The organism is Arthrobacter sp. BL-252-APC-1A (genome assembly GCF_009696625.1).
Classification (GTDB): domain Bacteria; phylum Actinomycetota; class Actinomycetes; order Actinomycetales; family Micrococcaceae; genus Arthrobacter_B.
The window spans coordinates 155,029-174,909 of record NZ_VULS01000003.1 but is presented as its reverse complement, the minus strand read 5'-3'; the positions used below and the strand labels follow the sequence as shown (position 1 = coordinate 174,909).

Here is a 19,881-nt window from a genome sequence, read left to right as displayed (position 1 = left end):
CCCGGGAATTCGTCCGTCCGGCCATGAGGGGAACACACTGATTCAGCGGCGGAATCCGGTGGGAATCCGCCGCTGAATCAGGCACGTTCGGCGGTTACTCCGTGAAGCCGTCAGCGATGTCCAGGACTTCGTCCAGGACGGCAAGGCCGGTGCGTGCCTCTTCCTCGGTGATGTTCAGCGGCGGCACCACATGGATGCGGTTGAAGTTCGCGAACGGAAGCAGGCCGCGCTCCTTGCAGGCGCCGATTAGTTCGTTCATGGCCGGGCTGGATCCGCCGTACGGTGCCAGCGGTTCGCGGGTTTCCCGGTTCTTGACGAGCTCAATGGCCCAGAAAGCACCGGTGCCGCGGACCTCGCCCACACTGGCGTGCCTGCGGGCCATCTCCGCCAGGGCGGGACCGAAGACGGTCTCACCGAGCCGGGCAGCATTCTCCACCATGCCTTCGTCACGCATGGCGTTGATCGTGGCCACGGCCGCGGCGCAGGCCAGGGGGTGGCCCGAGTACGTCAGTCCGCCCGGGTAGGCGGAGTCCGCAAACGTGGCGGCGATTTCGTCCGAGATCGCCACACCGCCCAGCGGAACGTAGCCGGAGTTCACGCCCTTGGCGAAGGTCAGCAGATCAGGCTCCACACCTTCGGCGTGCTCCACGGCGAACCACTTGCCGGACCGCCCGAAGCCGGCCATGACCTCGTCGGCGATGAACACGATGCCGTACTTGCGGGTCAGCTCCCGGACACCGGCCAGGTAGCCGGGCGGGGGAACCATGATGCCCGCGGTACCCGGAATGGACTCCAGGACCAGGGCAGCAAAGGCACCTGCGCCTTCGAGCAGGATCAGCTGTTCCAGGTGGTCCAGCGCCCGCTGGACTTCCTCTTCCTGCGTGGTGGCGTGGAACTGGGTGCGGTACAGGAACGGAATGTGGAAGTGCACGGTTCCGGCGGTGCCGTAGTCGTTGGGAATCCGCCGGGGATCTCCCGTGACGTTTACGGCCAGGGCCGTGCCGCCGTGGTAGGAGCGGTAGGCGGAGAGGACCTTGTAGCGGCCGGTATGCAGGCGTGCCATCCGGATGGCGTGCTCAATTGCATCCGCTCCGCCGTTGGTGAAGAAAACCGTGTCCAGGTTGCCCGGCGTGAGCTCCGAGACCAGGCGCGCAGCCTCTGAACGGGCGTCATTGACGTACTGCGGAGCAATGGTGCAAAGCTTGCCGGCCTGCTCCTGGATGGCCGCGACGACCTTCGGGTGCTGGTGGCCAATGTTGGTGTTGACCAGCTGCGAGGAGAAGTCCAGCAGCTTGCGGCCCTCCCCGTCCCAGACGAAGGACCCTTCGGCCCGGGTGATTGTCATCGGGGTGATCTGTTTCTGCGCGGACCAGGAGTGGAACACATGCTTGCGGTCCAGCTCGTAGGCCCGGCGTCCTGCTGCCAGCTCTTCTTCGGTGACTGCCGATTCGGCGGTGGTGCTCATTGGATCTCCTCTGCCTAGGCGTTCTGCGGGAAACCGAGGTTCAGGCCGCCGTGGCTGGGATCGAGCCAGCGGGTGGTGACGACCTTGCCGCGGGTAAAGAAGTGCACACCCTCGGTGCCGTGGGCGTGGGAGTCTCCGAACAGGGAGTTCTTCCAGCCGCCGAAGGAGTAGTAGGCCATCGGCACGGGGATCGGGACGTTGATCCCGACCATGCCCACCTGGACCTCGTTCTGGAACCGGCGGGCAGCGCCGCCGTCGTTGGTGAAGATCGCGGTGCCGTTGCCGTACTGGTTGGAGTTGATCAGGTCCAGGGCCTCGTCATAGCTGTCGGCGCGGACCACTGAGAGCACCGGGCCGAAGATCTCATCGGTGTAGATGGACATCTCGGGGGTGACGTTGTCGAACAGGGTGGGGCCGAGGAAGAAGCCTTCACCGTCGGCGTCGGCCTCCACCTTGCGTCCGTCCAGGACCACCGTGGCGCCTGCGGCTTCGCCGGCGTCGATGTAGCCTGCGACCTTGTCCCGGTGCGCGGAGGTAACCAGCGGGCCCATGTCGGTGCCGCGCAGGCCGTCGCCGATGCGCAGGGTGCGGGTGCGCTCAGCGATCTTGGCCACGAGCTCATCCGCGATCGGCCCAACTGCAACGAGGGCGGAAATGGCCATGCAGCGCTCGCCTGCGGAACCGAACCCGGCATTGACGGCGGCGTCGGCTGCCAGGTCAAGGTCGGCGTCGGGCAGGACGATCATGTGGTTCTTGGCGCCGCCGAGCGCCTGGACGCGCTTGCCGCTGGCGGTGCCTTCGCGGTAGACGTACTGGGCGATCGGGGTGGAGCCGACGAAGGAGACGGACTTGATGTCCGGGTGGTGCAGCAGGGTGTCCACAGCCACCTTGTCGCCGTGGACTACGTTGAAGACGCCGTCCGGCAGGCCGGCTTCCTTCCACAGCTCGGCAACCCAGTTGACCGCCGTCGGGTCCTTTTCGCTGGGCTTGACCACTACGGTGTTGCCGGTGGCGATGGCCACGGGGAAGAACCACATGGGCACCATGGCCGGGAAGTTGAACGGGCTGATGATCGCCGCCGGGCCAACGGGCTGGCGGACGGAGTGGACGTCCACCTTGGTGGAGGCGTTCTCGGTGAAGCCGCCCTTGAGCAGGTGCGGGATGCCGCACGCGAATTCAACGACTTCCTGGCCGCGGCTGATTTCGCCGAGGGCGTCGTCAAGGACCTTGCCGTGCTCGGCCGTGATGATCGCTGCCAGTTCCGGCTTGCGGGCATTGAGCAGTTCGCGGAAGTTGAAGAGGATCTGGGTGCGGCGGGCCAGGGACGTGTCACGCCAGGCCGGGAAAGCCGCGGCGGCTGCGGCAACGGCTTCGTTGACGGTCTCTTCGCTGGCCAGGGCTACCTGGGAGGTGGTCTTGCCGGTGGCCGGGTTGGTCACATCGGCAACGCGGGTGTCGGCCGGTGCCGTAAAGGCGCCGTTGATCCAGTGCTTCGTGGTCTGCACGTGTACTCCTTGGTGGCTGGTAGAGGGGCTGGTCACCATCCTGCCCAGTCGCCTGCCCGCGCGACATTGCCAACGTGTCAGGAAATATCCAGAAATCTTTACGAAGTGTTGGCTTACTGCAATCCTCCCTGCCTAGACTTCCAGGCATGAGCCTGCAGCTGCGTACCGTCCTGGACCTCGGCGTCGTCCGGGCAGGGGAGCCTGAGATCCTCACCGGAGGTGACTCCCTGGACGTACCGGTGCGCTGGGTGCACGTGGCCGAGCTCCGGAGCCTCGCCGATCTCCTGGAGGGCGGGGAACTTGTGCTGACCACCGGATTGGCCTTTGGAAAGTCCGCAGACCAGGCGGCCGAGTACCTCAGCGGTCTCCAGACAGCCGGGGCGGCAGGCGTCGTCGTCGAAATCCCGCCGGACCGTCCGGAAGCCGCCGCCGCTCTGGAAACCGGTGCCCGGCTGGCAGCGGAGGGTTCCTCTACGGCCCTCCCGGTGGTCCGGCTGCACCGCACTGTCCGCTTCGTGGAAGTCACCGAAGTGGTGCACCGGCGGATCGTGGCCAGCCAGCTGGAACAGGTGGAAAAGGCCCGGCAGGTGCATGAAGTCTTCACCATGCTGAGCCTGCAGAGCGCCGGGGTTCAGGAGATTGTGGACCGGACCGCGCAGCTGCTGGACGCGCCCGTGGTGCTGGAGGACAGCTCGCACCTTGTGGTGGCCTTCGCCGCGGGAGCCATGGCGGCACAGGAACTGCTGCAGGACTGGCAGCGCCGTTCGCGGGCGGTGCATGTATCCCCGGAAACCCGGGTAGCCGGAGATGAGCGCTGGCTGCAGACACCCGTTGGCCTGGGCAGTACGCAGTGGGGCAGGCTCGTGCTTCCCGGAGTGCCCCGGGCTCCCGGGGAGGCCTCGGAAGCGGCAATGGTCCTGGAGCGTGCCGGGCAGGCCCTGTCCATCAACCGGCTCGCGGAGCGGGACCAGGCCGGGCTGGCCCAGCAGGCACAGGCCGGACTGATCCATGAGCTGCGCAGTTCCCGCTCGCAGGATGAGGACGAGGCGCTAACCCGGGCATCAGCACTGGGCCTCAAGCCGTCCCCGGCGTACCTGCCCCTGGTGCTGCACCTGGATTCAGGGTCCGCCAAAGACCCGATGTCCATGCAGCGCAAGGAACGGGCACTGCTTGAAGGGCTCGACGCCGTATTGGCAGCGACCCGGAACAGTGCGCTCGCTGCAGCGCTGCAGACCGGGCAGGTGGCAGTTCTGCTGGCGTTGCCGGCACGGATGCTGGAGGACGGGATGCTGGAGCGGATCTGCGGTGACCTTGCTTCCCGAACGGCGCCGGGGGAACTGGTGTGGACTGCCGGAGTGGGACGGGCGCGGACCCGCCTGGCCGACGCTGCTGCCGGTCTGGATGAGGCTGCCCATGTAGCGCAGACAGCCAGCACACTCAGTGCGGGGGCCAACCGCTATTTCCGATCCACGGACGTGCGCCTGCGCGGACTCCTGGCGCTGCTGCGCGAGGATCCCAGGGCTGTCTCTTTTGCGGAGGCGGAACTGCGGGGACTTGAGGCGGAGGAGGATCTGGCCCTGCTGCAGCGCTTCCTTGAATGCGGCGGCAACAAGACTTCACTGGCCCGGACCGGCTACCTCAGCCGTCCCACGCTTTACTCCCGGCTGCAGAAGCTTGAGTCCCGTCTGGGGGTATCGCTGGATGATCCCGAGTCCCGGACGTCACTGCATGTGGCGGTGCTGCTGCGCCAGCTCCAGGCGCTTTCCCCGGCAGGCTGAGCATGCGGTAACAAAAGACCGCCTAAGCCAAAGCAGGTCCCTGCCGCGGTAGGTTCAACGCATGACCTCATCATCATCCTTGGACTACGGGCAGGCCGTTGCCACCGTGCAGATCGATAATGACCGCGTTCGGGTCACGGAATGGCGGTTTCCTCCGGGGACCCAGACCAGCTGGCACCGGCACGAGCTGGACTATGTGGTGGTTCCGACCGTTGCGGGGCACATGAGTTATGAGACTGCCGAAGGCCAGGCAACGCGGGATCTGGTGGTTGGGGAGTCCTACGCCCGCGAGGCAGGCAGCGAACACAACGTCATCAACAAGACGGATACCGAGTTCGCCTTCGTGGAGATTGAGCTGAAGCCTCAGGGCTAAGACTCAGAACGCGTAAAGGTGCAGGCTGGCAGCCGGCGCCCTAGCGCCCGGAGACCAGGTTTGCTGCCTTGGCGATGGGCGACGTCGTGCTCCGGCCGTTGCGCTCAGCGCGGTCCGCAGCGTAGTACGCCGCGTACATGGCCTTCACGGCAATCCAGCGCAGTGGTTCCGGTTCCCATTTGCGGACCCTGCGGTTGACCCACGGCATGGCGGTCAGCTCGCTGCCGGGGTCAAGGATCAGGTCGCGCAGGGTGCGGGCAGCCAGGTTCGTAGCCGCTACGCCGGTGCCCACGTAGCCTCCGGCCCAGCCCAGTCCGGTCTTCGGGTCCAGACCAGCGGTGGCCTTCCAGTCACGCGGAACACCCAGCACCCCGGCCCAGGCATGCTCAATCCGGGCGTCGGCAGCGGCAGGGAACATGTCCTGCAGCAGCGCCGTGAGGCTGGCAATGGTCTCCGGCTGCGTGGCGCCGTCGGTATCCGTGCGGGAACCAAAGCGGTAGGGCACCCCGCGTCCGCCCAGCGCAATCCGGCCGTCTGCCGTCCGCTGCGCATACATATAGGCATGGGCCATGTCCGCGACGGTGTCCATCGAGTTCCAGCCGATCTGCTGCCAGACCGCGTCCGGGAGCGGCTCCGTGGCGATCATGGAGGAGTTCATCGGGAGCCATTCCCGGTGGTGGCCGCGCAGGTTGGCGGTGAAACCCTCAGTGGCACGGAGGATGTACTTCGCACTGACGGTCCCGCGGTCGGTCACGGCGCGTCCGGGCTGGATGTCCGTCACGGTTGTGCCCTCATAAATGGGAACGCCAAGGCGTTCGACGGCGGCAGCCAGACCGCGCACCAGGCGGGCAGGATGGATCCGGGCACAGTGCGGATGATGGATGCTGCCCAGCGCGCCGGCAACGTGAATCCGCTCAGCGGTCCCGGCGGCGTCGAGCAGGCGGGTCCCTGCCTCCGGCCAGGCGGCTTCGTCTTCCGCCCACGCCCGCAGGCGGCCCAGCTGCGCCTCGTTGCGGGCCACGTTCAGTTCCCCGCCCTTGGCCATCGCAGCGTCGATGCCCTCGGCAGCTGCCACCGCGATAACTTCGTCCACGGTCTCGTTGAGCAGTTCCTGGAACCGCCCCACGACGGCGCGGCCGTGTGACTTCACGTACTGGCTGCGCCCGCCGGTGATCGAATTCGTCAGCCACCCGCCGTTCCGCCCGGAGGCGCCGAACCCCGCGAAGCGGGATTCGAGCACCACCACGGACAGGTCCGGCCGGGCCTTCTTCAGGTAGTAGGCAGTCCACAGCCCCGTGTAACCGGCACCCACGACGGCGACGTCCGCCTCGCGGTTCCCATCCAGGCCGGGACGGGGTTCAGGAACACCCGTGTCCGCGTACCAGAAGGAAACATTGCCGTTTACCGGGGCTGTGGAGATGCTCATCAGAGGTGGTTCAGGCCTTCCGTAAGGACAGAGCGCAGGATGGACTCAATCTGGTCGAACTCGGGCTGCCCGATCGTCAGCGGCGGTGCCAGCTGGATGACGGGGTCCCCCCGGTCGTCAGCGCGGCAGTAGAGGCCGGCGTCGTAGAGTGCGGTTGAAATGTAACCGCGCAGCAGGCGCTCGGACTCGTCGGCGGAGAAGGTCTCCTTGGTTGCCTTGTCCTTGACCAGTTCGATCCCGTAGAAGTAGCCGGCGCCGCGGACATCGCCCACAATCGGCAGGTCCTTGAGCTTTTCCAGGGTGGCGCGGAAAGCGGGTGCATTGGTCTTCACACGGTTGTTGAGATCTTCGGCTTCGAAGATGTCCAGGTTCGCCATGGCGACAGCGGCGGAGACCGGGTGCCCGCCGAAGGTGTAGCCGTGGTAGAACGTGGTGTCGCCCTTGGCGAACGGTTCGAACAGCCGGTCGGAAGCGATCATCGCACCCAGCGGCGCATAGCCGCTGGTGATGCCCTTGGCGCAGGTGATGATGTCAGGTACGTAGTCGAAGTCGGTCGAGGCAAACATCGAGCCAACACGGCCAAAGGCGCAGATCGTTTCGTCCGAGACCAGCAGTACGTCGTACTGGTCGCAGATTTCGCGCACACGCTTGAAGTATCCGGGGGGCGGCGGGAAGCAGCCGCCGGAGTTCTGCACCGGCTCGAGGAAGACAGCGGCGACAGTGTCCGGCCCCTCGAATTCAATGGCTTCGCCGATGCGGTCGGCGGCCCAGCGGCCGAAGGCCTCCGGGTCCTCCAGACCGGCAGGTGCGCGGTACTGGTTAGTGTTCGGGACGCGGAAAGCGCCCGGGACCAGCGGCTCGAAGGCGGACTTCATGTCCGGGATGCCGGTGATGGACAAGGCTCCCTGGGGAGTGCCGTGGTAAGCGACGGCGCGGGAAATGACCTTGTGCTTGGTGGGCCGGCCGGTCAGCTTGAAGTACTGCTTCGCGAGCTTCCACGCGGACTCGACGGAGTCGCCGCCGCCGGAAGTGAAGAAGACGCGGTTCAGGTCGCCGGGGGCTCCGGCCGCGAGGCGCTCAGCGAGGTCGATGGCCGGCGGATGGGCGTAGGACCAAAGCGGCATGAAGCTCAGCTCACGGGCCTGGCGGGCAGCAGCCTCGGCCAGTTCTTCCCGGCCGTGGCCGACCTGCACGGTGAACAGCCCGGCCAGGCCGTCAATCAGTTCATGGCCGCGGTCGTCATAAATGTGATGGCCTTTGCCGCGCGTAATAATCGGTACATTTCCACCGGCGGCCGTTCCCGAGTGGCGGGCCATGTGCATCCACAGGTGGTCACGTGCCGCCTGCTGGCGGTCCGTTCCGCGCGGCGTTGTTGACGAAGAAGTTGAAGGCTGGACAGTTGTTTCGGTCATCTGGTGCCCCAGTTGTAGGCCTGCTTGCGCAGGGAGAGGTACATAAAGGTTTCGGTGGTTGAAACTCCGGGGATGCTGCGGAACCGGTTGACCAGCAGCATCAGGTCCTGGTCGTTTTCGCACACCACTTCGGCCAGCAGATCGAACGAGCCGGCAGTCACCACGCAGTAGTCCACCTGATCAATTGCTGAGATCCGGTCGGCTACCGCAAGGACGTCATCGTTCACGCGGATGCCCAGCATCGCCTGCCGGGGGAAGCCCAGCTGCAGGGGATCGGTCACCGCAACGATCTGCATGACGCCGCTGTCTGTCAGTTTTTGGACCCGCTGCCGGACTGCCGCTTCGGAAAGGCCCACGGCCTTTCCGATCGCGGCGTAGGAACGGCGTCCGTCTTCCTGAAGCTGCTCAATGATCGCCTTGGAGATGTCGTCGACGGAATGGTTCCCAGAAGCGGATTCCATGGTTTGCGCCACCTCCAGGTGCGGATTCGAGAGCTCAGACTGCGTGAGTGGTAGCAATTCAATCTTTTATTTCGTGTGAAATCAAGGCTTTTCGGAACGGAAAGCGTGCTGATCTTGTCATATTCATTTGGAAACCGTTGTGTAACAAAACTTTTACAACGAAAACCTTGTCGCAACGGATTTCGGTCTGGCACTATCAATCATCAACACCCGTCCGCAGTGAAGTAGTGCCAGCAAGGAGCCCCTTATGTCGAAGCGCCCCGTGAACGATCCGATGCTACGGAGTATCGTCAACGCCCAGCTGTCCCGGCGGAAGCTGCTCATGGGGGCCGGTGGGCTTTCCGTTGCAGGCATGCTTGCGGCCTGCGGAACCGGAGGCGGAACCAGCGGTGGTTCGTCCTCGAAGCCGAGCCCCGCAGCTGACGTTTCAGACACTGACAAGATCGTGAACTGGGCCAACTGGACCCTCTACCTGGACTACGACGACTCAACCCGGAAGTACCCCTCGCTGGAGGCGTTCAGCGAAGCCACCGGGATCAAGGCGAACTACTCCGAAGACGTGGACGGCAACGATTCATACTTCGGCAAGGTGCAGGGACAGCTCTCCGCCGGCCAGGACATCGGCCAGGACATCATTACCCTCACCGACTGGATGGCAGGGCGCATGATCCGCCTGGGCTACACCCAGGAACTGAACCTGGACAACATCCCCAACTCCAAGAACCTGCTGACCGGCCTGCAGAACGTGGACTTTGATCCGGGACGCAAGCACTCCCTCACCTGGCAGTCCGGCTTTGGCGGGATCGTATGGAACAAGGAAGCTTTCCCCAAGGGCCTGAAGTCCGTGTCCGATCTTTGGCAGCCCGAGCTCAAGGGCCGTGTGGAGGTCCTCGACGAGATGCTGGACACCATGGGCCTGCTCATGATGGATCAGGGCGTGGATATCACCGGTGACTGGGGCGAGGATGAGTTCGAGAACGCCCTGGACGTCCTGTCCAAGCAGATCGCGGACGGCCAGATCCGCCAGGTCAAGGGCAACTCCTACAAGGAAGACCTGATTTCAGGTGACGCCCTGGCGGTTATCGGCTGGTCCGGCGACATCACCCAGCTGAACTTCGAAGAGGGCGACAAATGGGAGTTCGCGCTGCCCGAAGCCGGCGGCACGCTGTGGTCGGACAACCTGCTGGTCCCGATCGGAGCGACACATAAGTCCAACGCCGAGAAGCTCATGGACTACTACTATGACCCGGTCAATGCCGCAACCGTCGCAGCCTACGTGAACTACATCTGCCCGGTTGAAGGAGCACGGGAAGCTATGGAGGCCATCGACCCCGAACTCGTCGAGAACCCGCTGATCTTCCCCACGGACGAGTACCTGGCCAACGCCCACGTGATCCGCACGCTGAGCCCCGACGAAGAGACCGATTTCAACGACCGGTTCCAGACTGCGATCGGAAACTGATAGATGAGCACCACCGAACTTTCCCGGGCATCAGGCGCCGCCGAGCAGGGCTCCGGAGCAGACCTCGTCCTTTCCGGCGTCACAAAACGGTTCACCGAATTCACTGCCGTGGATAACCTGGACCTGGTAATCCCCTCCGGCTCCTTCTTCGCCCTGCTTGGCCCCTCCGGCTGCGGCAAGACCACCACGCTGCGGATGATCGCCGGCCTGGAACAGCCCACGGCAGGCAGCATTTCCATCGGGGGCAAGGACATCACCGGCACCAGCCCTTACCAGCGTCCGGTCAACACGGTTTTCCAGAACTACGCGCTGTTCCCGCACATGAGCGTGCTGGACAACGTTGCCTTTGGGCTCAAGCGCCGCAAGATCCGCGATGCCGAGGCCCAGGCCAAGGAGGCACTGGAGCTGGTTGAGCTGGCGCACCTGGCAGCCCGCCGTCCTGCCCAGCTGTCCGGCGGCCAGCAGCAGCGCGTGGCTTTGGCCCGCGCCGTCGTCAACCGGCCGGCCGTGCTGCTCCTGGACGAGCCGCTCGGTGCGCTGGACATGAAACTGCGCCGCCAGATGCAGGTGGAACTGAAGAAGATCCAGACCGAAGTTGGCCTGACCTTTGTCCACGTCACCCACGACCAGGAAGAAGCCATGACCATGGCGGACACCGTGGCCGTGATGAACCACGGCCAGGTTGAGCAGATGGGCCCGCCGCAGGAACTGTACGAACTTCCGCGAACCGCTTTTGTCGCGAACTTCCTGGGCAAGTCCAACCTCATGCAGGCCACGGTCACCGGTGACGCGGGCGAGTACCTGCAGATCGACGTCGCCGGCAACTCCCTGACCCTTCTCAAGGAACGGGCCACGGACCATACCGGCAAGATCCTGGTGGGCATCCGGCCGGAGAAGCTGCGGATGGAAGCGGATACGGCTGCTGCCGCACCCGGATCGATCCGCGGGGTGGTGCTCGATGCTTCCTTCACGGGGGCCAGCACCGAATACCTGGTCGACGCCGAGGGCATCGGCACCGTTGGTGTCTTTGCGCAGAACCATGGCGGGGCCCTGTTCAACGACGGTGACCGGGTGCGCCTTGCCTGGGATCCCGAACACGCCTTTGGCCTCAGCGGAAGTGAGGACCGGGAGGCCGGCGCCGGAGAGGACGGCCTGTAATGGCGCTCCTCACCGCAGGCAAGGCCGCCGGCGCCGGGCCCAGCGCTGCAGAAGAGGAAGCCGGCAAGCGCCGCGGACGGATCGGCTACCTGCTGATTCTTCCCGGGTTCATCTTCCTGCTGCTCTTCTTTGCCATGCCGGTGCTCTCCCTGCTGGCAACTTCGCTCTACATCAAGCCCGAAGGGGCCGACGTCGGGCAGTTCGTTCCGGCCCTTGAGTTCGGCAACTACGTAGTAGTGCTGCAGAACTACTGGCCGGCAGTGCTCCGTTCATTCGGGTTCGCGCTGATCGCCACGGTTGCTGCCCTGGTTATCGGCTACCCGATGGCCTACCTGGTGGCCGTTCGGCTGCGGGACCGGAAGCTGCTCAAAGGCATCCTCCTGGTGCTTATCATCGCGCCGTTCTTCACCAGCTTCATCCTCCGCACCCAGGCCTGGAAGCAGATCCTGGCAGATGAAGGACCGGTGGTCTCCGTCCTGCGTGCGGTGTCCCTGCTGCCCGAGGACGGCCGGCTCACCGCCACGGCCTTCGCCGTCATCTGCGGCCTGACCTACAACTTCCTGCCGTTTATGACCCTGCCTATCTACGCGAACCTGGAACGCCTGGACACCCGGCTGATCGAGGCCGGCGGCGACCTATACGCCAACGGCATCACGACCTTCCGCAAGATCACCTTCCCGTTGTCGCTGCCGGGTGTGATGGCCGGGACGCTGCTGACGTTCATTCCAGCCACAGGCGACTACGTGAATGCTGCCCTGCTGGGCAACAACCAGAACACCACCATGATCGGCCAGGTCATCGATTCCCGGTTCTTCCGCGTGGTCGACTACCCGGGCGCATCGGCGCTTTCCTTCCTGCTGATGCTCGCGATCCTGTTCCTGGTGATCCTGTACGTGCGGCGTTTCGGCACCAAAGAACTGATGTAAGGAACCAAACATGAAACAGAAACTACGCCGCTGGCTTGTGCCGGTGTTCGGAGGACTGGCCTTCCTTTTCCTCCTGGTTCCGATCGTTTACGTCTTTGCTTTCTCCTTCAACGACGCCGGCCGCACCAACCTTTCCTGGCGCGGCTTCACGCTGGATAACTGGAAGAACCCCTGCGGGGCCCCCGGTGTCTGCGAGGCGCTGGGCAATTCCCTGCAGGTAGGGCTGGCGGCAACGCTGATTTCGACGGTGCTGGGTACGGCGATCGCCGTCGGGCTGGTCCGTTACCGCTTCAAATTCAACGCGACGGCGAACATGCTGATCTTCCTGCCGCTTGCTACCCCTGAAGTGGTGCTGGGCGCTTCGCTCCTGGCACAGTTCCTGAACGTCGGCGCTGAGCTGGGAATGGGCACTGTCATCATTGCCCACTCGATCTTCTGCATTTCCTTTGTGGTGGTGACGGTCAAGGCGCGTGTTGCGAGCCTCGACCCCAAGCTGGAGGAAGCAGCCGGGGACCTTTACGCCTCGCCCATCCAGGCGTTCTGGCGGGTCACTTTCCCGCTGCTGCTGCCCGGTATTGTGGCTGCGGCACTGCTGGCCTTCGCCATGAGCTTCGATGACTTCATCATCACCAACTTCAACTCCGGCAACCTGGACACGTTCCCGAAGTTCATTTACGTCGCGGCGACCAGGGGCATCCCGGCGCAGGCCAACGTGATTGGCTCGGCAATGTTCATCATTTCCCTGCTGGTGGTCATCGGCGGACAGGTCCTGGCACACCGCCGGGCCAAGATGCTGGCGGCCCGGTAGGGACTGAACGCGGCACTAAGAGGGCGCCTGGCGGATCATCCGCCAGGCGCCCTCTGCTGTGCTCGATGGTCCGGCTGCGGTTAGGCAGTGACCTCACGTTCATCCGCCGCAACGGCAGTTGCTTCAAGAGCACGCTGCCGGCGGCGCATCCAGATGGACAGGCCGAAGATCACCACGAGGGATGCATAGATACCCGCCGCGATAGGGGACTGCACCAGCGCCAGCGGATCGCCCTGGGAGATGGCCAGTGAACGCCGCAGCTGATTCTCGAAAATCGGGCCCAGGATCAGGCCGACCACCAGCGGGGCGATCGGGTAACCGTAGCGCCGCATAAAGAACCCAAGAACGCCGATCAGCAGCAGCAGCACAACGTCCACGCTGGTGAAGTTGACCGAGTAGGCGCCCAGAGCCGCGAAGACCAGGATTCCCGCGTATAGATATGGCCGGGGGATCTGCAGGATCTTGACCCATATGCCCACCAGCGGCAGGTTCAGGACCAGGAGCATCAGGTTGCCGACGTAGAGGCTGGCAATCAGGGCCCACACCAGGGCGCTTTCGCTTTCGAACAACAATGGCCCTGGTTGGATCTGGTACCGCTGGAATGCCACAAGCATCATTGCGGCGGTAGCAGTGGTCGGAATTCCCAAGGTCAGCAGGGGAACGAGCACTCCGGCTGCAGCCGCATTGTTCGCTGCTTCAGGCCCTGCCACGCCCTCGATCGCGCCCTTGCCGAACTGTGCCTTGCGGCGGCCCTTAGCCAGTTTCCGTTCCGAAGCGTAGGACAGAAACGTGGCGACGTCCGCCCCGCCGGCAGGGATGGTCCCCACCGGGAAACCAATCGCGGTTCCGCGCAGCCAGGGCTTCCAGGAACGGCTCCAGTCCTCCCGGCGCATCCAGGTGTTCCACCTGCCCGTGACCGGAATGACCTCTACCGGCCCGTGGCGCAGTCGGGACGCCACGTAGAACGCCTCACCCACAGCAAAAAGGCCCACGGCAACCAGCACCACGTCCACGCCGTCGGCGAGGAAAGCGCTGCCGAACGTGTACCGCTGCTGCGCGGTGAGCTGGTCCACACCTACGACGGCGACAAAGAGTCCGATGCCCAGGGAAGCCAGTCCACGCAGCACGGAGGCTCCCAGCAGTGCGCCGACGGTAAGGAAAGCCACCACCATCAGAGCAACGTATTCAACGGGTCCGATCTGTACCGCGAATTCCGCCACGTATGGCGCGACGAAGGTCAGCGCAATGGTCGCCAGCGTCCCTGCAATGAATGAACCGATCGCCGCCGTAGCCAGGGCGGCGGCGCCCCGGCCGGCCTTGGCCATCCGGTTGCCTTCGAGCGCCGTCACAATGGAAGCGGACTCGCCTGGGGTGTTCAGCAGAATCGAGGTTGTTGAGCCGCCGTACATGCCGCCGTAATAGATGCCTGCGAAGACGATGATGGCTGCGGTGGGATCCAGCGAATACGTGATGGGCATGAGTAGGGCGACTGTCATGGCCGGCCCAATGCCGGGCAGTACGCCCACGGCTGTGCCGATTAGCACACCACCAAGCGCGTAGAGCAGGTAAACCGGCTGGGCCGCTACCGCAAACCCCTCCATAAGGTGAATGAAATTATCCATTGAGGAACGGCACCCCTTCCAGGATTCCGGCGGGCAGGGAAACCCCCAGGAGGCCGGCGAATCCGACCTGCAGAATCAAGGCAAGGACCACGCCTATGACCAGGCTGCGGATCCATGAAGCTGCGCCGAGGGCCCAGCTCACCCCGAAGAAGAGCACGGCTGCAGCCACGGGCCAGCCAAGAGGTTCGATCAGAAAGATGTGGAGGATCAGGAAGCCGGCCAGCTTGGCCAGAGCCGCCCAATCGGTGCGCACCGTGGGATCGATGTCCTCGCCTTCTTCCGCGTCGCCTGTCCGTCCGCGCATTACCTGGACGATCAGCGCAGTGCCGACGATGACTAGAAGAGTTGAAACAAGGTATGGGAAGGCTCGGGGGCCGATGTCGCTGGCCGAAGGCGGCGTTTGGATTCCGGCTCCGGCAAGAAAACCGGTGACGCCAAGACTGAGGACGGCAGCGGCGAAGAGCAGTTCCCCTACGCGCCCGGAGAGAGCCGTGCGGCTGTCTCCGGGCGCAGTCGGCTGAGCAGTCATCGGATTAGAGCAGCCCGATGTCGGTCAAGGTCGTCTTCACCGTTTTGATGTCCTCGGTGAGGAAGTCCTGGAATTCCGGGCCGGTCAGGAACGCGTCGGTCCAGTTGTTCTCTTCCAGCGTCGCCTTCCATGCCTCTGTTCCGTGCAGCTCGGTAACGAGCTCGGTGAGGGCTTCCGCCTGGCTGTCGTCGATGGAACCCGGAGCGACTACACCGCGCCAGTTGGTCAGGACAACGTCAATGCCCTGCTGGCTCAGCGGCTTTACGTCGGGCAGCTGGACTGCCGGTTCCTCGCCGGAGACGGCCAGTGCGCGCAGCTTCCCTGCCTTAACCTGCTCAGCGTATTCACCCACGCCAGAAATGCCCGCGTTCACCTTGTTGCCCAGGAGCGCGGCCAGCGATTCACCGCCTCCGGAATAGGGGATGTAGTTCAGGTTTCCAGGATCGATGCCAGCTGCCTTCAGCATCGACCCTGCGAGGATGTGGTCCGCACCGCCTGCGGAACCGCCCGTTATGGACACACCCTGACCCTCTTCCTTAACGGCAGCAAGCAAATCGTCGATGGTCTGGTATTCGGAATCAGCGGGCACCACAACAACAAGCTGTTCTTCGGTGAGGCGAGCGATGGGAGTGGTGTCCTCAATCCGGTTCGCTGCGTTGTTGGTCTCAACCGCGCCGACCATAACGTAGCCCATGACCATCAGGGTATTGGGGTCCTTCTCGGTGGCGAGCTTCGCCAGCCCGTTGGTCCCTCCGGCACCGCCGATGTTCTGTACGGAGGCATTGCCAACGAGGTCATTTTCCTGCAAATCCGACTGGATGGCCCTGCCGGTCTGGTCCCAGCCGCCGCCCGGATCGGCCGGAACTACGATGTTGAGCCGGTCAATTCCTCCGTCCGCCGTGGAGCCTTCCGATGCGCCGCACGCTCCAAGGGCAAGAACTGCGCCGGCGGCTACGGCTGCGAGGGCTGAACGGCGCGTCATTGCGCGGTTAAGCAACATGAGGTTTCCTTTCTCAGCGTGATGCGGGTCACCACGTGCCGTCTCAGCGTAGGAAGACCCCGATGCCGGGACCAGAATGCGGTCATAGCGGAGGTAATGGTCTTTGTGGTCATGGGCACGTTCCGGATCCCGGTGCGGGACGCGTGCGAAGATGTGCCCATGATCGGATCGATGTCGCTCAGATCACAGCTGTTCCTGCTGCAGCTGCTGATTGTGCTTGTTGTGGTGCTGGTTGCCGGCTCAGTCGCAGTCCGGATGCAGGCCGAGCAGATCCGCGACGCCTATGAAGCACGCATGGTTGGCGTTGCCACCTCGGTGGCCCAGCTGCCGTCAGTTGTCGAGGCATTCAGTGAGCCCGACCCCAGTACTGCCATCCAGCCCATCGCGGACCTGATTACCCAGGCCACCGGTGTGACCTACGTTGTGGTCACAGACGACGCCGGCATTCGCTATTCCCACCCCAATCCCGCCCGGATCGGGAGCAAGGTGTCCACAGATCCTTCCGTACCGCTGAGCGGCGATGTCTACGTGGGAACCCAGACCGGCACACTGGGCACATCCTGGCGGGTGAAGGTTCCGGTTTTTGCTCCTGATTCAACAGTCATCGGTACGGCTTCCGTGGGGATCCTGGAGTCGGAACTCCAGGCTGAACTGCAGGAAGACATGCCGGAGCTCATCGCCTGGCTGATTGCGGCCGCGGTGCTCGGTTTTGCGGGCGCAAGCTGGCTCTCGCGGCTGGTCTGGAAACGGATCTACCGGCTGGAACCGGAAGAAATCGCCCAGCTCCTTAAGACCCGTGATGCAATGCTCCACGCGATTGGGGAAGGCATCGTCGCGATCGATGAACGTGGGAACGTTGCCCTGGTCAATGACGAGGCCCGGCGGCTCCTGGAATTGCCGGCGGACGCAGAAGGCCGCCCGGCGAAGGAAGTACTTCCCGCCAACTTGGCGGCGATGCTGCATTCCGCGGGCGAGACTGATGAGACGGTGCTGGCGGGCGAACGGGTGCTCCTGGCGCGCGCAGGAGGCGCGGTAGTGGACGGCCGAAGGACAGGCGGGGTGCTCATCCTCCGGGACCGCACCGAGCTGCACCAGCTGCTGCAGGACCTTGACGGGGCCCGGGATGCCACCTCTGCCCTGCGCGCACAGGCGCATGAGTTCTCCAACCGCATGCATGTGATTTCCGGCCTGCTGGAACTGGGTCATACCGAACAGGCAGTGGACTTCATAGCCCGGTCCGGCCATGGCGGTTCCCTGCTGGCCACGACAACTACGGACGGAATCACCGATCCGGACAGCGCTGCCCTTCTGATGGCAAAAGGGAGCCTTTGCGAAGAAAAAGGAATCGATCTTGTGCTCGAACCCGGGGCGGATCTGCGGCCGGACGGGACCACCGACTGCGTCACTGTGCTGGGCAACCTGCTGGACAATGCCATGGACGCCGCCGGGAAAGGCGGCAGAATTCGCGTTGCGCTCTCATGGCAAGCCGGACGGCAATGGGTCACTGTCAGCGACAACGGCCCGGGCATCCCGGCGGAGGAACGCGTTTTGGTGCTGCGGGAGGGATACACCACCAAGGGCCATAACCGTCCGGGCACACGGGGATTCGGGCTGGCGCTGGTTTCCCGCATCGCCCTGCGCCGCAGCGGAACCGTGCGGATCACCGACGCTCCGGGCGGCGGAGCCCAGATCACGGTCGAACTCGGCCCCAGCCAGCCGCCGGTTGCAGCGGGCCGGAGAGGCAGCAGCGAACACGACGCCGGAAGGGGTACAGAATGAGCAGCATGTCCGAATCAGTAAAGACTGCCCTGGTGCGTACCCTGGTGGTCGACGATGACCAGCAGGTAGCCGGACTGCACAGCGGGTTCCTGCTTGCCCATGGAGGGTTCGAAGTTGCCGGAACAGCGCACACCGGTTCCCAGGCAATGGAATTGATTGGGGCGCTGCGTCCGGAACTCGTGCTGCTGGACATCCATCTGCCGGATATGTCCGGCATCGATGTACTGCGGGCAGCCAGGAACCTCCCGGGTGAACCAGTGGACATCATCGCCATCACCGCTGCCCGGGAACTTGAGACAGTTCGTGCGGCGATGGCCGGCGGTGTGCTGCACTATTTGGTCAAGCCCTTTGGGTCCCGTGTGCTGCTGGACCGCCTGGATGCCTATCTGCAGGCCCGGGAACAGCTGCGGGGCAAGGAAGGCAGCCGTGACACACTCGACCAGGCAAGCATTGACCGTCTGCTTAGGCCCGGCACCGCGGCGTCCTTCCCGACGGTATTGTCCGGACTGCCCAAGGGGCTGTCGGAACCCACGCTCACCGCCGTCGTGCGTGAATTGAAGAAAAGCGGGGAAAGCTCCGCCTCCGCGGTCGCGGCCGGCGTCGGCCTGGCACGGGTGAGCGCTCGCCGCTACCTTGAGTTCCTGGTTACCCGCGGGATGGCCGCTGTGGCACCCCGATACGGTGATGCCGGCAGGCCGGAGAAGTTCTACCGCTGGATTGGTATCGACGGCTAAAAGTGTCACACCGCGAACAGCCCGGCGTTTTCTACTGCAGCAGCTCCCGCAGGCGCCGCGCATTGTTGACCGCAGCGCCTCCGCCGTCGTTATTGAAATAGGCATAGACATCCCGGCCCCCTGCGAGCCACTCGCGGATGCGCTCCGCCCACCAGCGCAGGTCCTCATCCGGATAGGACCCCGCATACAGGGTGTGCTGATCCGGCCCGTGCAGCCGCACATAGACAAAGTCGGAGGTTGCTTCGAGGATGCAGGGCAGCTGCGCGCCGCTCATCACGCAGTACGCAGCATTGTGGCGGGCCAGGAGCGCGAAGATTTCAGGGTCATTCCAGCTGGCATGACGGAATTCAACAGCCACCCGGATTGTCTCCGGAAGCAGGCCGAGCACGTGGGCGAGCCTGGCGTCGTCGCGTTCAAAGTCCGGCGGCAGCTGGAACAGCAGCACGCCGGCACGGTTCCCGAGGACCTGCCAGCAGCGGGTAATCCGGTCCACCCACACCTCCGGATCCCGCAGCTTGCGGGCATGGCTTAGCCCCCGCGGCGCCTTCACGGAGAACTCGAAACCGTCCGGCAGCCGGTCGCGGTACCGGGCGAATGCCTCTTCACGCGGCCATCGGTAGAAGCTCCCGTTGAACTCAACGGTGTCGAACTGTGCAGCGTAGTACTCCAGCCACTTTCCGGTCGGCACCCCGGCGGGATACAGCACATGCCGCCAGTCGCTATATGTCCAGCCGGAGGTTCCAATGCGCAGCTGTCCCATCCGTCCCCCTTTCTGCCTGGCCCAGTCTTTCCGGACCAACGTACCTCCGCATCCCAAAAAGAGCGCGGAAGCGTACACAGGGAGCCTGCCGAACGGCAGACTGGAAACGGAGCCTCGTACCAGCTTGGAAGCGCGGGAAAGGACCCAGCATGGAACAGCCGGAAAAGTCCCAGCAGCCGGATCAGCCAAATCAATCCGGTTCCGGGCGGGGAATCTATCTGCATATGGTGCGGGACCTGCGGGCGCAGCCCGACGCGGTCTACAACGCGTGGACTGACCTTGCCCACGTTACGGACTGGTGGGGTCCGGAGGGTTTTACCGTCCCGGAGGACAGGGTGCGCATGGACAGCCGCGAAGGCGGCGAGTACCGGGCCTGCATGGTCAACACCATTACCGGGGACGAATTGTGGTGGGGCGGCACCCTCGAGCGGCTGGACCCGCCGGGCCACCTCTCGATGACCCAGCGGTGGGAGCAGCCGGACGGCACACCTGCCAGCAACACCACGCTGATTACCGTGGACCTGGAACCGCACGACGGCGGCACGCGGATGGCGTTCGCCCAGGGTCCGTTTCCGGACACCAGGGACAGGGACGGGCACGAGACGGGCTGGAACTCGTCCTTTTCCCGGTTGGCGGAGTACCTGGCGCGACGGGCCTGAAATAACCCCGGGACTCACGCCGTT

18 protein-coding genes are annotated in these 19,881 nt (G+C 64.4%); 9 read left to right on the top strand and 9 right to left on the bottom strand.

From position 1 onward, the window contains the following. Nucleotides 1–94: 94 nt before the first annotated feature. Together FYJ28_RS06030 and FYJ28_RS06025 are read right to left on the bottom strand one after the other, a co-directional pair. Nucleotides 95–1,465: an aspartate aminotransferase family protein gene (locus FYJ28_RS06030; RefSeq protein WP_154578626.1), complete on the bottom strand. Its 1,371-nt coding sequence runs from the start codon at nucleotides 1,463–1,465 to the stop codon at nucleotides 95–97. Between the two features lie 14 nt (nucleotides 1,466–1,479). Beyond that, nucleotides 1,480–2,970 (bottom strand): CoA-acylating methylmalonate-semialdehyde dehydrogenase, encoded by a 1,491-nt coding sequence (locus FYJ28_RS06025; RefSeq protein ID WP_055240140.1) that lies wholly within the window; start codon nucleotides 2,968–2,970, stop codon nucleotides 1,480–1,482. Nucleotides 2,971–3,116: 146 nt separating this feature from the next. Between FYJ28_RS06025 and FYJ28_RS06020 the strand changes: the two genes are divergently transcribed. Both FYJ28_RS06020 and FYJ28_RS06015 read left to right on the top strand, forming a co-directional pair. Beyond that, nucleotides 3,117–4,748 carry a PucR family transcriptional regulator gene (locus tag FYJ28_RS06020; RefSeq protein ID WP_154578624.1) on the top strand — a complete coding sequence of 544 codons (1,632 nt, stop codon included), beginning with the start codon at nucleotides 3,117–3,119 and terminating at the stop codon, nucleotides 4,746–4,748. A gap of 61 nt (nucleotides 4,749–4,809) precedes the next feature. Beyond that, entirely contained in the window at nucleotides 4,810–5,121 is a 312-nt protein-coding gene (locus tag FYJ28_RS06015; protein ID WP_055240141.1) for a cupin domain-containing protein, read from the top strand. A 40-nt stretch (nucleotides 5,122–5,161) separates the two neighbouring features. On the opposite strand, the gene FYJ28_RS06010 is transcribed toward FYJ28_RS06015, so the two are convergent. From FYJ28_RS06010 to FYJ28_RS06000, 3 genes are read right to left on the bottom strand one after another with little or no spacing between them, the layout of a single operon-like run. Next, a complete protein-coding gene (locus FYJ28_RS06010; RefSeq protein ID WP_154578623.1) occupies nucleotides 5,162–6,547 on the bottom strand; it encodes an NAD(P)/FAD-dependent oxidoreductase in 1,386 nt (461 codons plus the stop codon). Then, on the bottom strand, nucleotides 6,547–7,959 hold the full coding sequence (locus tag FYJ28_RS06005; protein ID WP_154578622.1) for an aspartate aminotransferase family protein: 1,413 nt from the start codon (nucleotides 7,957–7,959) through the stop codon (nucleotides 6,547–6,549). The genes FYJ28_RS06010 and FYJ28_RS06005 overlap by 1 nt, the downstream gene beginning before the upstream one ends. Next, the gene (locus tag FYJ28_RS06000) at nucleotides 7,956–8,420 is read right to left on the bottom strand and encodes an Lrp/AsnC family transcriptional regulator (protein ID WP_154578621.1); all 465 of its coding nucleotides are present in this window, start codon (nucleotides 8,418–8,420) and stop codon (nucleotides 7,956–7,958) included. Before FYJ28_RS06000 ends, FYJ28_RS06005 begins: the two co-directional genes overlap by 4 nt. 247 nt (nucleotides 8,421–8,667) lie before the next feature. On the opposite strand from FYJ28_RS06000, the gene FYJ28_RS05995 reads away from it, so the two are divergent. Genes FYJ28_RS05995 through FYJ28_RS05980 form a run of 4 tightly spaced genes read left to right on the top strand, consistent with a single transcriptional unit; the run spans nucleotide 8,668 to nucleotide 12,774 of the window. Continuing rightward, the gene (locus tag FYJ28_RS05995; RefSeq protein ID WP_154578620.1) at nucleotides 8,668–9,882 is read left to right on the top strand and encodes an ABC transporter substrate-binding protein; all 1,215 of its coding nucleotides are present in this window, start codon (nucleotides 8,668–8,670) and stop codon (nucleotides 9,880–9,882) included. Between the two features lie 3 nt (nucleotides 9,883–9,885). After that, nucleotides 9,886–11,040 (top strand): ABC transporter ATP-binding protein, encoded by a 1,155-nt coding sequence (locus tag FYJ28_RS05990; protein WP_154578619.1) that lies wholly within the window; start codon nucleotides 9,886–9,888, stop codon nucleotides 11,038–11,040. After that, entirely contained in the window at nucleotides 11,040–11,966 is a 927-nt protein-coding gene (locus FYJ28_RS05985) for an ABC transporter permease (protein WP_154578618.1), read from the top strand. Before FYJ28_RS05990 ends, FYJ28_RS05985 begins: the two co-directional genes overlap by 1 nt. A 10-nt stretch (nucleotides 11,967–11,976) precedes the next feature. Next, a complete protein-coding gene (locus FYJ28_RS05980; RefSeq protein ID WP_154578617.1) occupies nucleotides 11,977–12,774 on the top strand; it encodes an ABC transporter permease in 798 nt (265 codons plus the stop codon). Between the two features lie 80 nt (nucleotides 12,775–12,854). On the opposite strand, the gene FYJ28_RS05975 is transcribed toward FYJ28_RS05980, so the two are convergent. Genes FYJ28_RS05975 through FYJ28_RS05965 form a run of 3 tightly spaced genes read right to left on the bottom strand, consistent with a single transcriptional unit; the run spans nucleotide 12,855 to nucleotide 15,925 of the window. Beyond that, nucleotides 12,855–14,396: a tripartite tricarboxylate transporter permease gene (locus tag FYJ28_RS05975; protein WP_154578616.1), complete on the bottom strand. Its 1,542-nt coding sequence runs from the start codon at nucleotides 14,394–14,396 to the stop codon at nucleotides 12,855–12,857. After that, entirely contained in the window at nucleotides 14,389–14,925 is a 537-nt protein-coding gene (locus FYJ28_RS05970; protein ID WP_055240150.1) for a tripartite tricarboxylate transporter TctB family protein, read from the bottom strand. The genes FYJ28_RS05975 and FYJ28_RS05970 overlap by 8 nt, the downstream gene beginning before the upstream one ends. Before the next feature lie 4 nt (nucleotides 14,926–14,929). Continuing rightward, nucleotides 14,930–15,925, bottom strand: a complete 996-nt coding sequence (locus tag FYJ28_RS05965) for a Bug family tripartite tricarboxylate transporter substrate binding protein (protein ID WP_055240151.1) — start codon at nucleotides 15,923–15,925, stop codon at nucleotides 14,930–14,932. Nucleotides 15,926–16,021: 96 nt separating this feature from the next. On the opposite strand from FYJ28_RS05965, the gene FYJ28_RS05960 reads away from it, so the two are divergent. Together FYJ28_RS05960 and FYJ28_RS05955 are read left to right on the top strand one after the other, a co-directional pair. Beyond that, nucleotides 16,022–17,704, top strand: coding sequence for an ATP-binding protein (locus FYJ28_RS05960; protein ID WP_229780292.1), 1,683 nt, complete (start codon nucleotides 16,022–16,024; stop codon nucleotides 17,702–17,704). Nucleotides 17,705–17,709: 5 nt separating this feature from the next. Next, complete coding sequence (locus tag FYJ28_RS05955) at nucleotides 17,710–18,438, top strand: response regulator (RefSeq protein WP_200907602.1); 729 nt, start codon at nucleotides 17,710–17,712, stop codon at nucleotides 18,436–18,438. Nucleotides 18,439–18,469: 31 nt separating this feature from the next. Here FYJ28_RS05955 and FYJ28_RS05950 read toward each other — a convergent pair whose 3' ends face one another. Next, entirely contained in the window at nucleotides 18,470–19,198 is a 729-nt protein-coding gene (locus tag FYJ28_RS05950; RefSeq protein ID WP_055240153.1) for a DUF72 domain-containing protein, read from the bottom strand. A 149-nt stretch (nucleotides 19,199–19,347) separates the two neighbouring features. Between FYJ28_RS05950 and FYJ28_RS05945 the strand changes: the two genes are divergently transcribed. Further along, nucleotides 19,348–19,857, top strand: a complete 510-nt coding sequence (locus tag FYJ28_RS05945) for an SRPBCC family protein (protein WP_055240154.1) — start codon at nucleotides 19,348–19,350, stop codon at nucleotides 19,855–19,857. The last annotated feature ends 24 nt before the right edge of the window (nucleotides 19,858–19,881 follow it).

Bases quoted from the DNA above. Each gene is read 5' to 3' on its own strand.
- FYJ28_RS06030 (WP_154578626.1), bottom strand. From the start codon at position 1,465: ATGAGCACCACCGCCGAATCGGCAGTCACCGAAGAAGAGCTGGCAGCA.
- FYJ28_RS06020 (WP_154578624.1), top strand. From the start codon at position 3,117: ATGAGCCTGCAGCTGCGTACCGTCCTGGACCTCGGCGTCGTCCGGGCA.
- FYJ28_RS06015 (WP_055240141.1), top strand. From the start codon at position 4,810: ATGACCTCATCATCATCCTTGGACTACGGGCAGGCCGTTGCCACCGTG.
- FYJ28_RS06010 (WP_154578623.1), bottom strand. From the start codon at position 6,547: ATGAGCATCTCCACAGCCCCGGTAAACGGCAATGTTTCCTTCTGGTAC.
- FYJ28_RS06005 (WP_154578622.1), bottom strand. From the start codon at position 7,959: ATGACCGAAACAACTGTCCAGCCTTCAACTTCTTCGTCAACAACGCCG.
- FYJ28_RS06000 (WP_154578621.1), bottom strand. From the start codon at position 8,420: ATGGAATCCGCTTCTGGGAACCATTCCGTCGACGACATCTCCAAGGCG.
- FYJ28_RS05995 (WP_154578620.1), top strand. From the start codon at position 8,668: ATGTCGAAGCGCCCCGTGAACGATCCGATGCTACGGAGTATCGTCAAC.
- FYJ28_RS05990 (WP_154578619.1), top strand. From the start codon at position 9,886: ATGAGCACCACCGAACTTTCCCGGGCATCAGGCGCCGCCGAGCAGGGC.
- FYJ28_RS05985 (WP_154578618.1), top strand. From the start codon at position 11,040: ATGGCGCTCCTCACCGCAGGCAAGGCCGCCGGCGCCGGGCCCAGCGCT.
- FYJ28_RS05980 (WP_154578617.1), top strand. From the start codon at position 11,977: ATGAAACAGAAACTACGCCGCTGGCTTGTGCCGGTGTTCGGAGGACTG.
- FYJ28_RS05975 (WP_154578616.1), bottom strand. From the start codon at position 14,396: ATGGATAATTTCATTCACCTTATGGAGGGGTTTGCGGTAGCGGCCCAG.
- FYJ28_RS05970 (WP_055240150.1), bottom strand. From the start codon at position 14,925: ATGACTGCTCAGCCGACTGCGCCCGGAGACAGCCGCACGGCTCTCTCC.
- FYJ28_RS05965 (WP_055240151.1), bottom strand. From the start codon at position 15,925: ATGTTGCTTAACCGCGCAATGACGCGCCGTTCAGCCCTCGCAGCCGTA.
- FYJ28_RS05960 (WP_229780292.1), top strand. From the start codon at position 16,022: ATGGTCTTTGTGGTCATGGGCACGTTCCGGATCCCGGTGCGGGACGCG.
- FYJ28_RS05955 (WP_200907602.1), top strand. From the start codon at position 17,710: ATGTCCGAATCAGTAAAGACTGCCCTGGTGCGTACCCTGGTGGTCGAC.
- FYJ28_RS05950 (WP_055240153.1), bottom strand. From the start codon at position 19,198: ATGGGACAGCTGCGCATTGGAACCTCCGGCTGGACATATAGCGACTGG.
- FYJ28_RS05945 (WP_055240154.1), top strand. From the start codon at position 19,348: ATGGAACAGCCGGAAAAGTCCCAGCAGCCGGATCAGCCAAATCAATCC.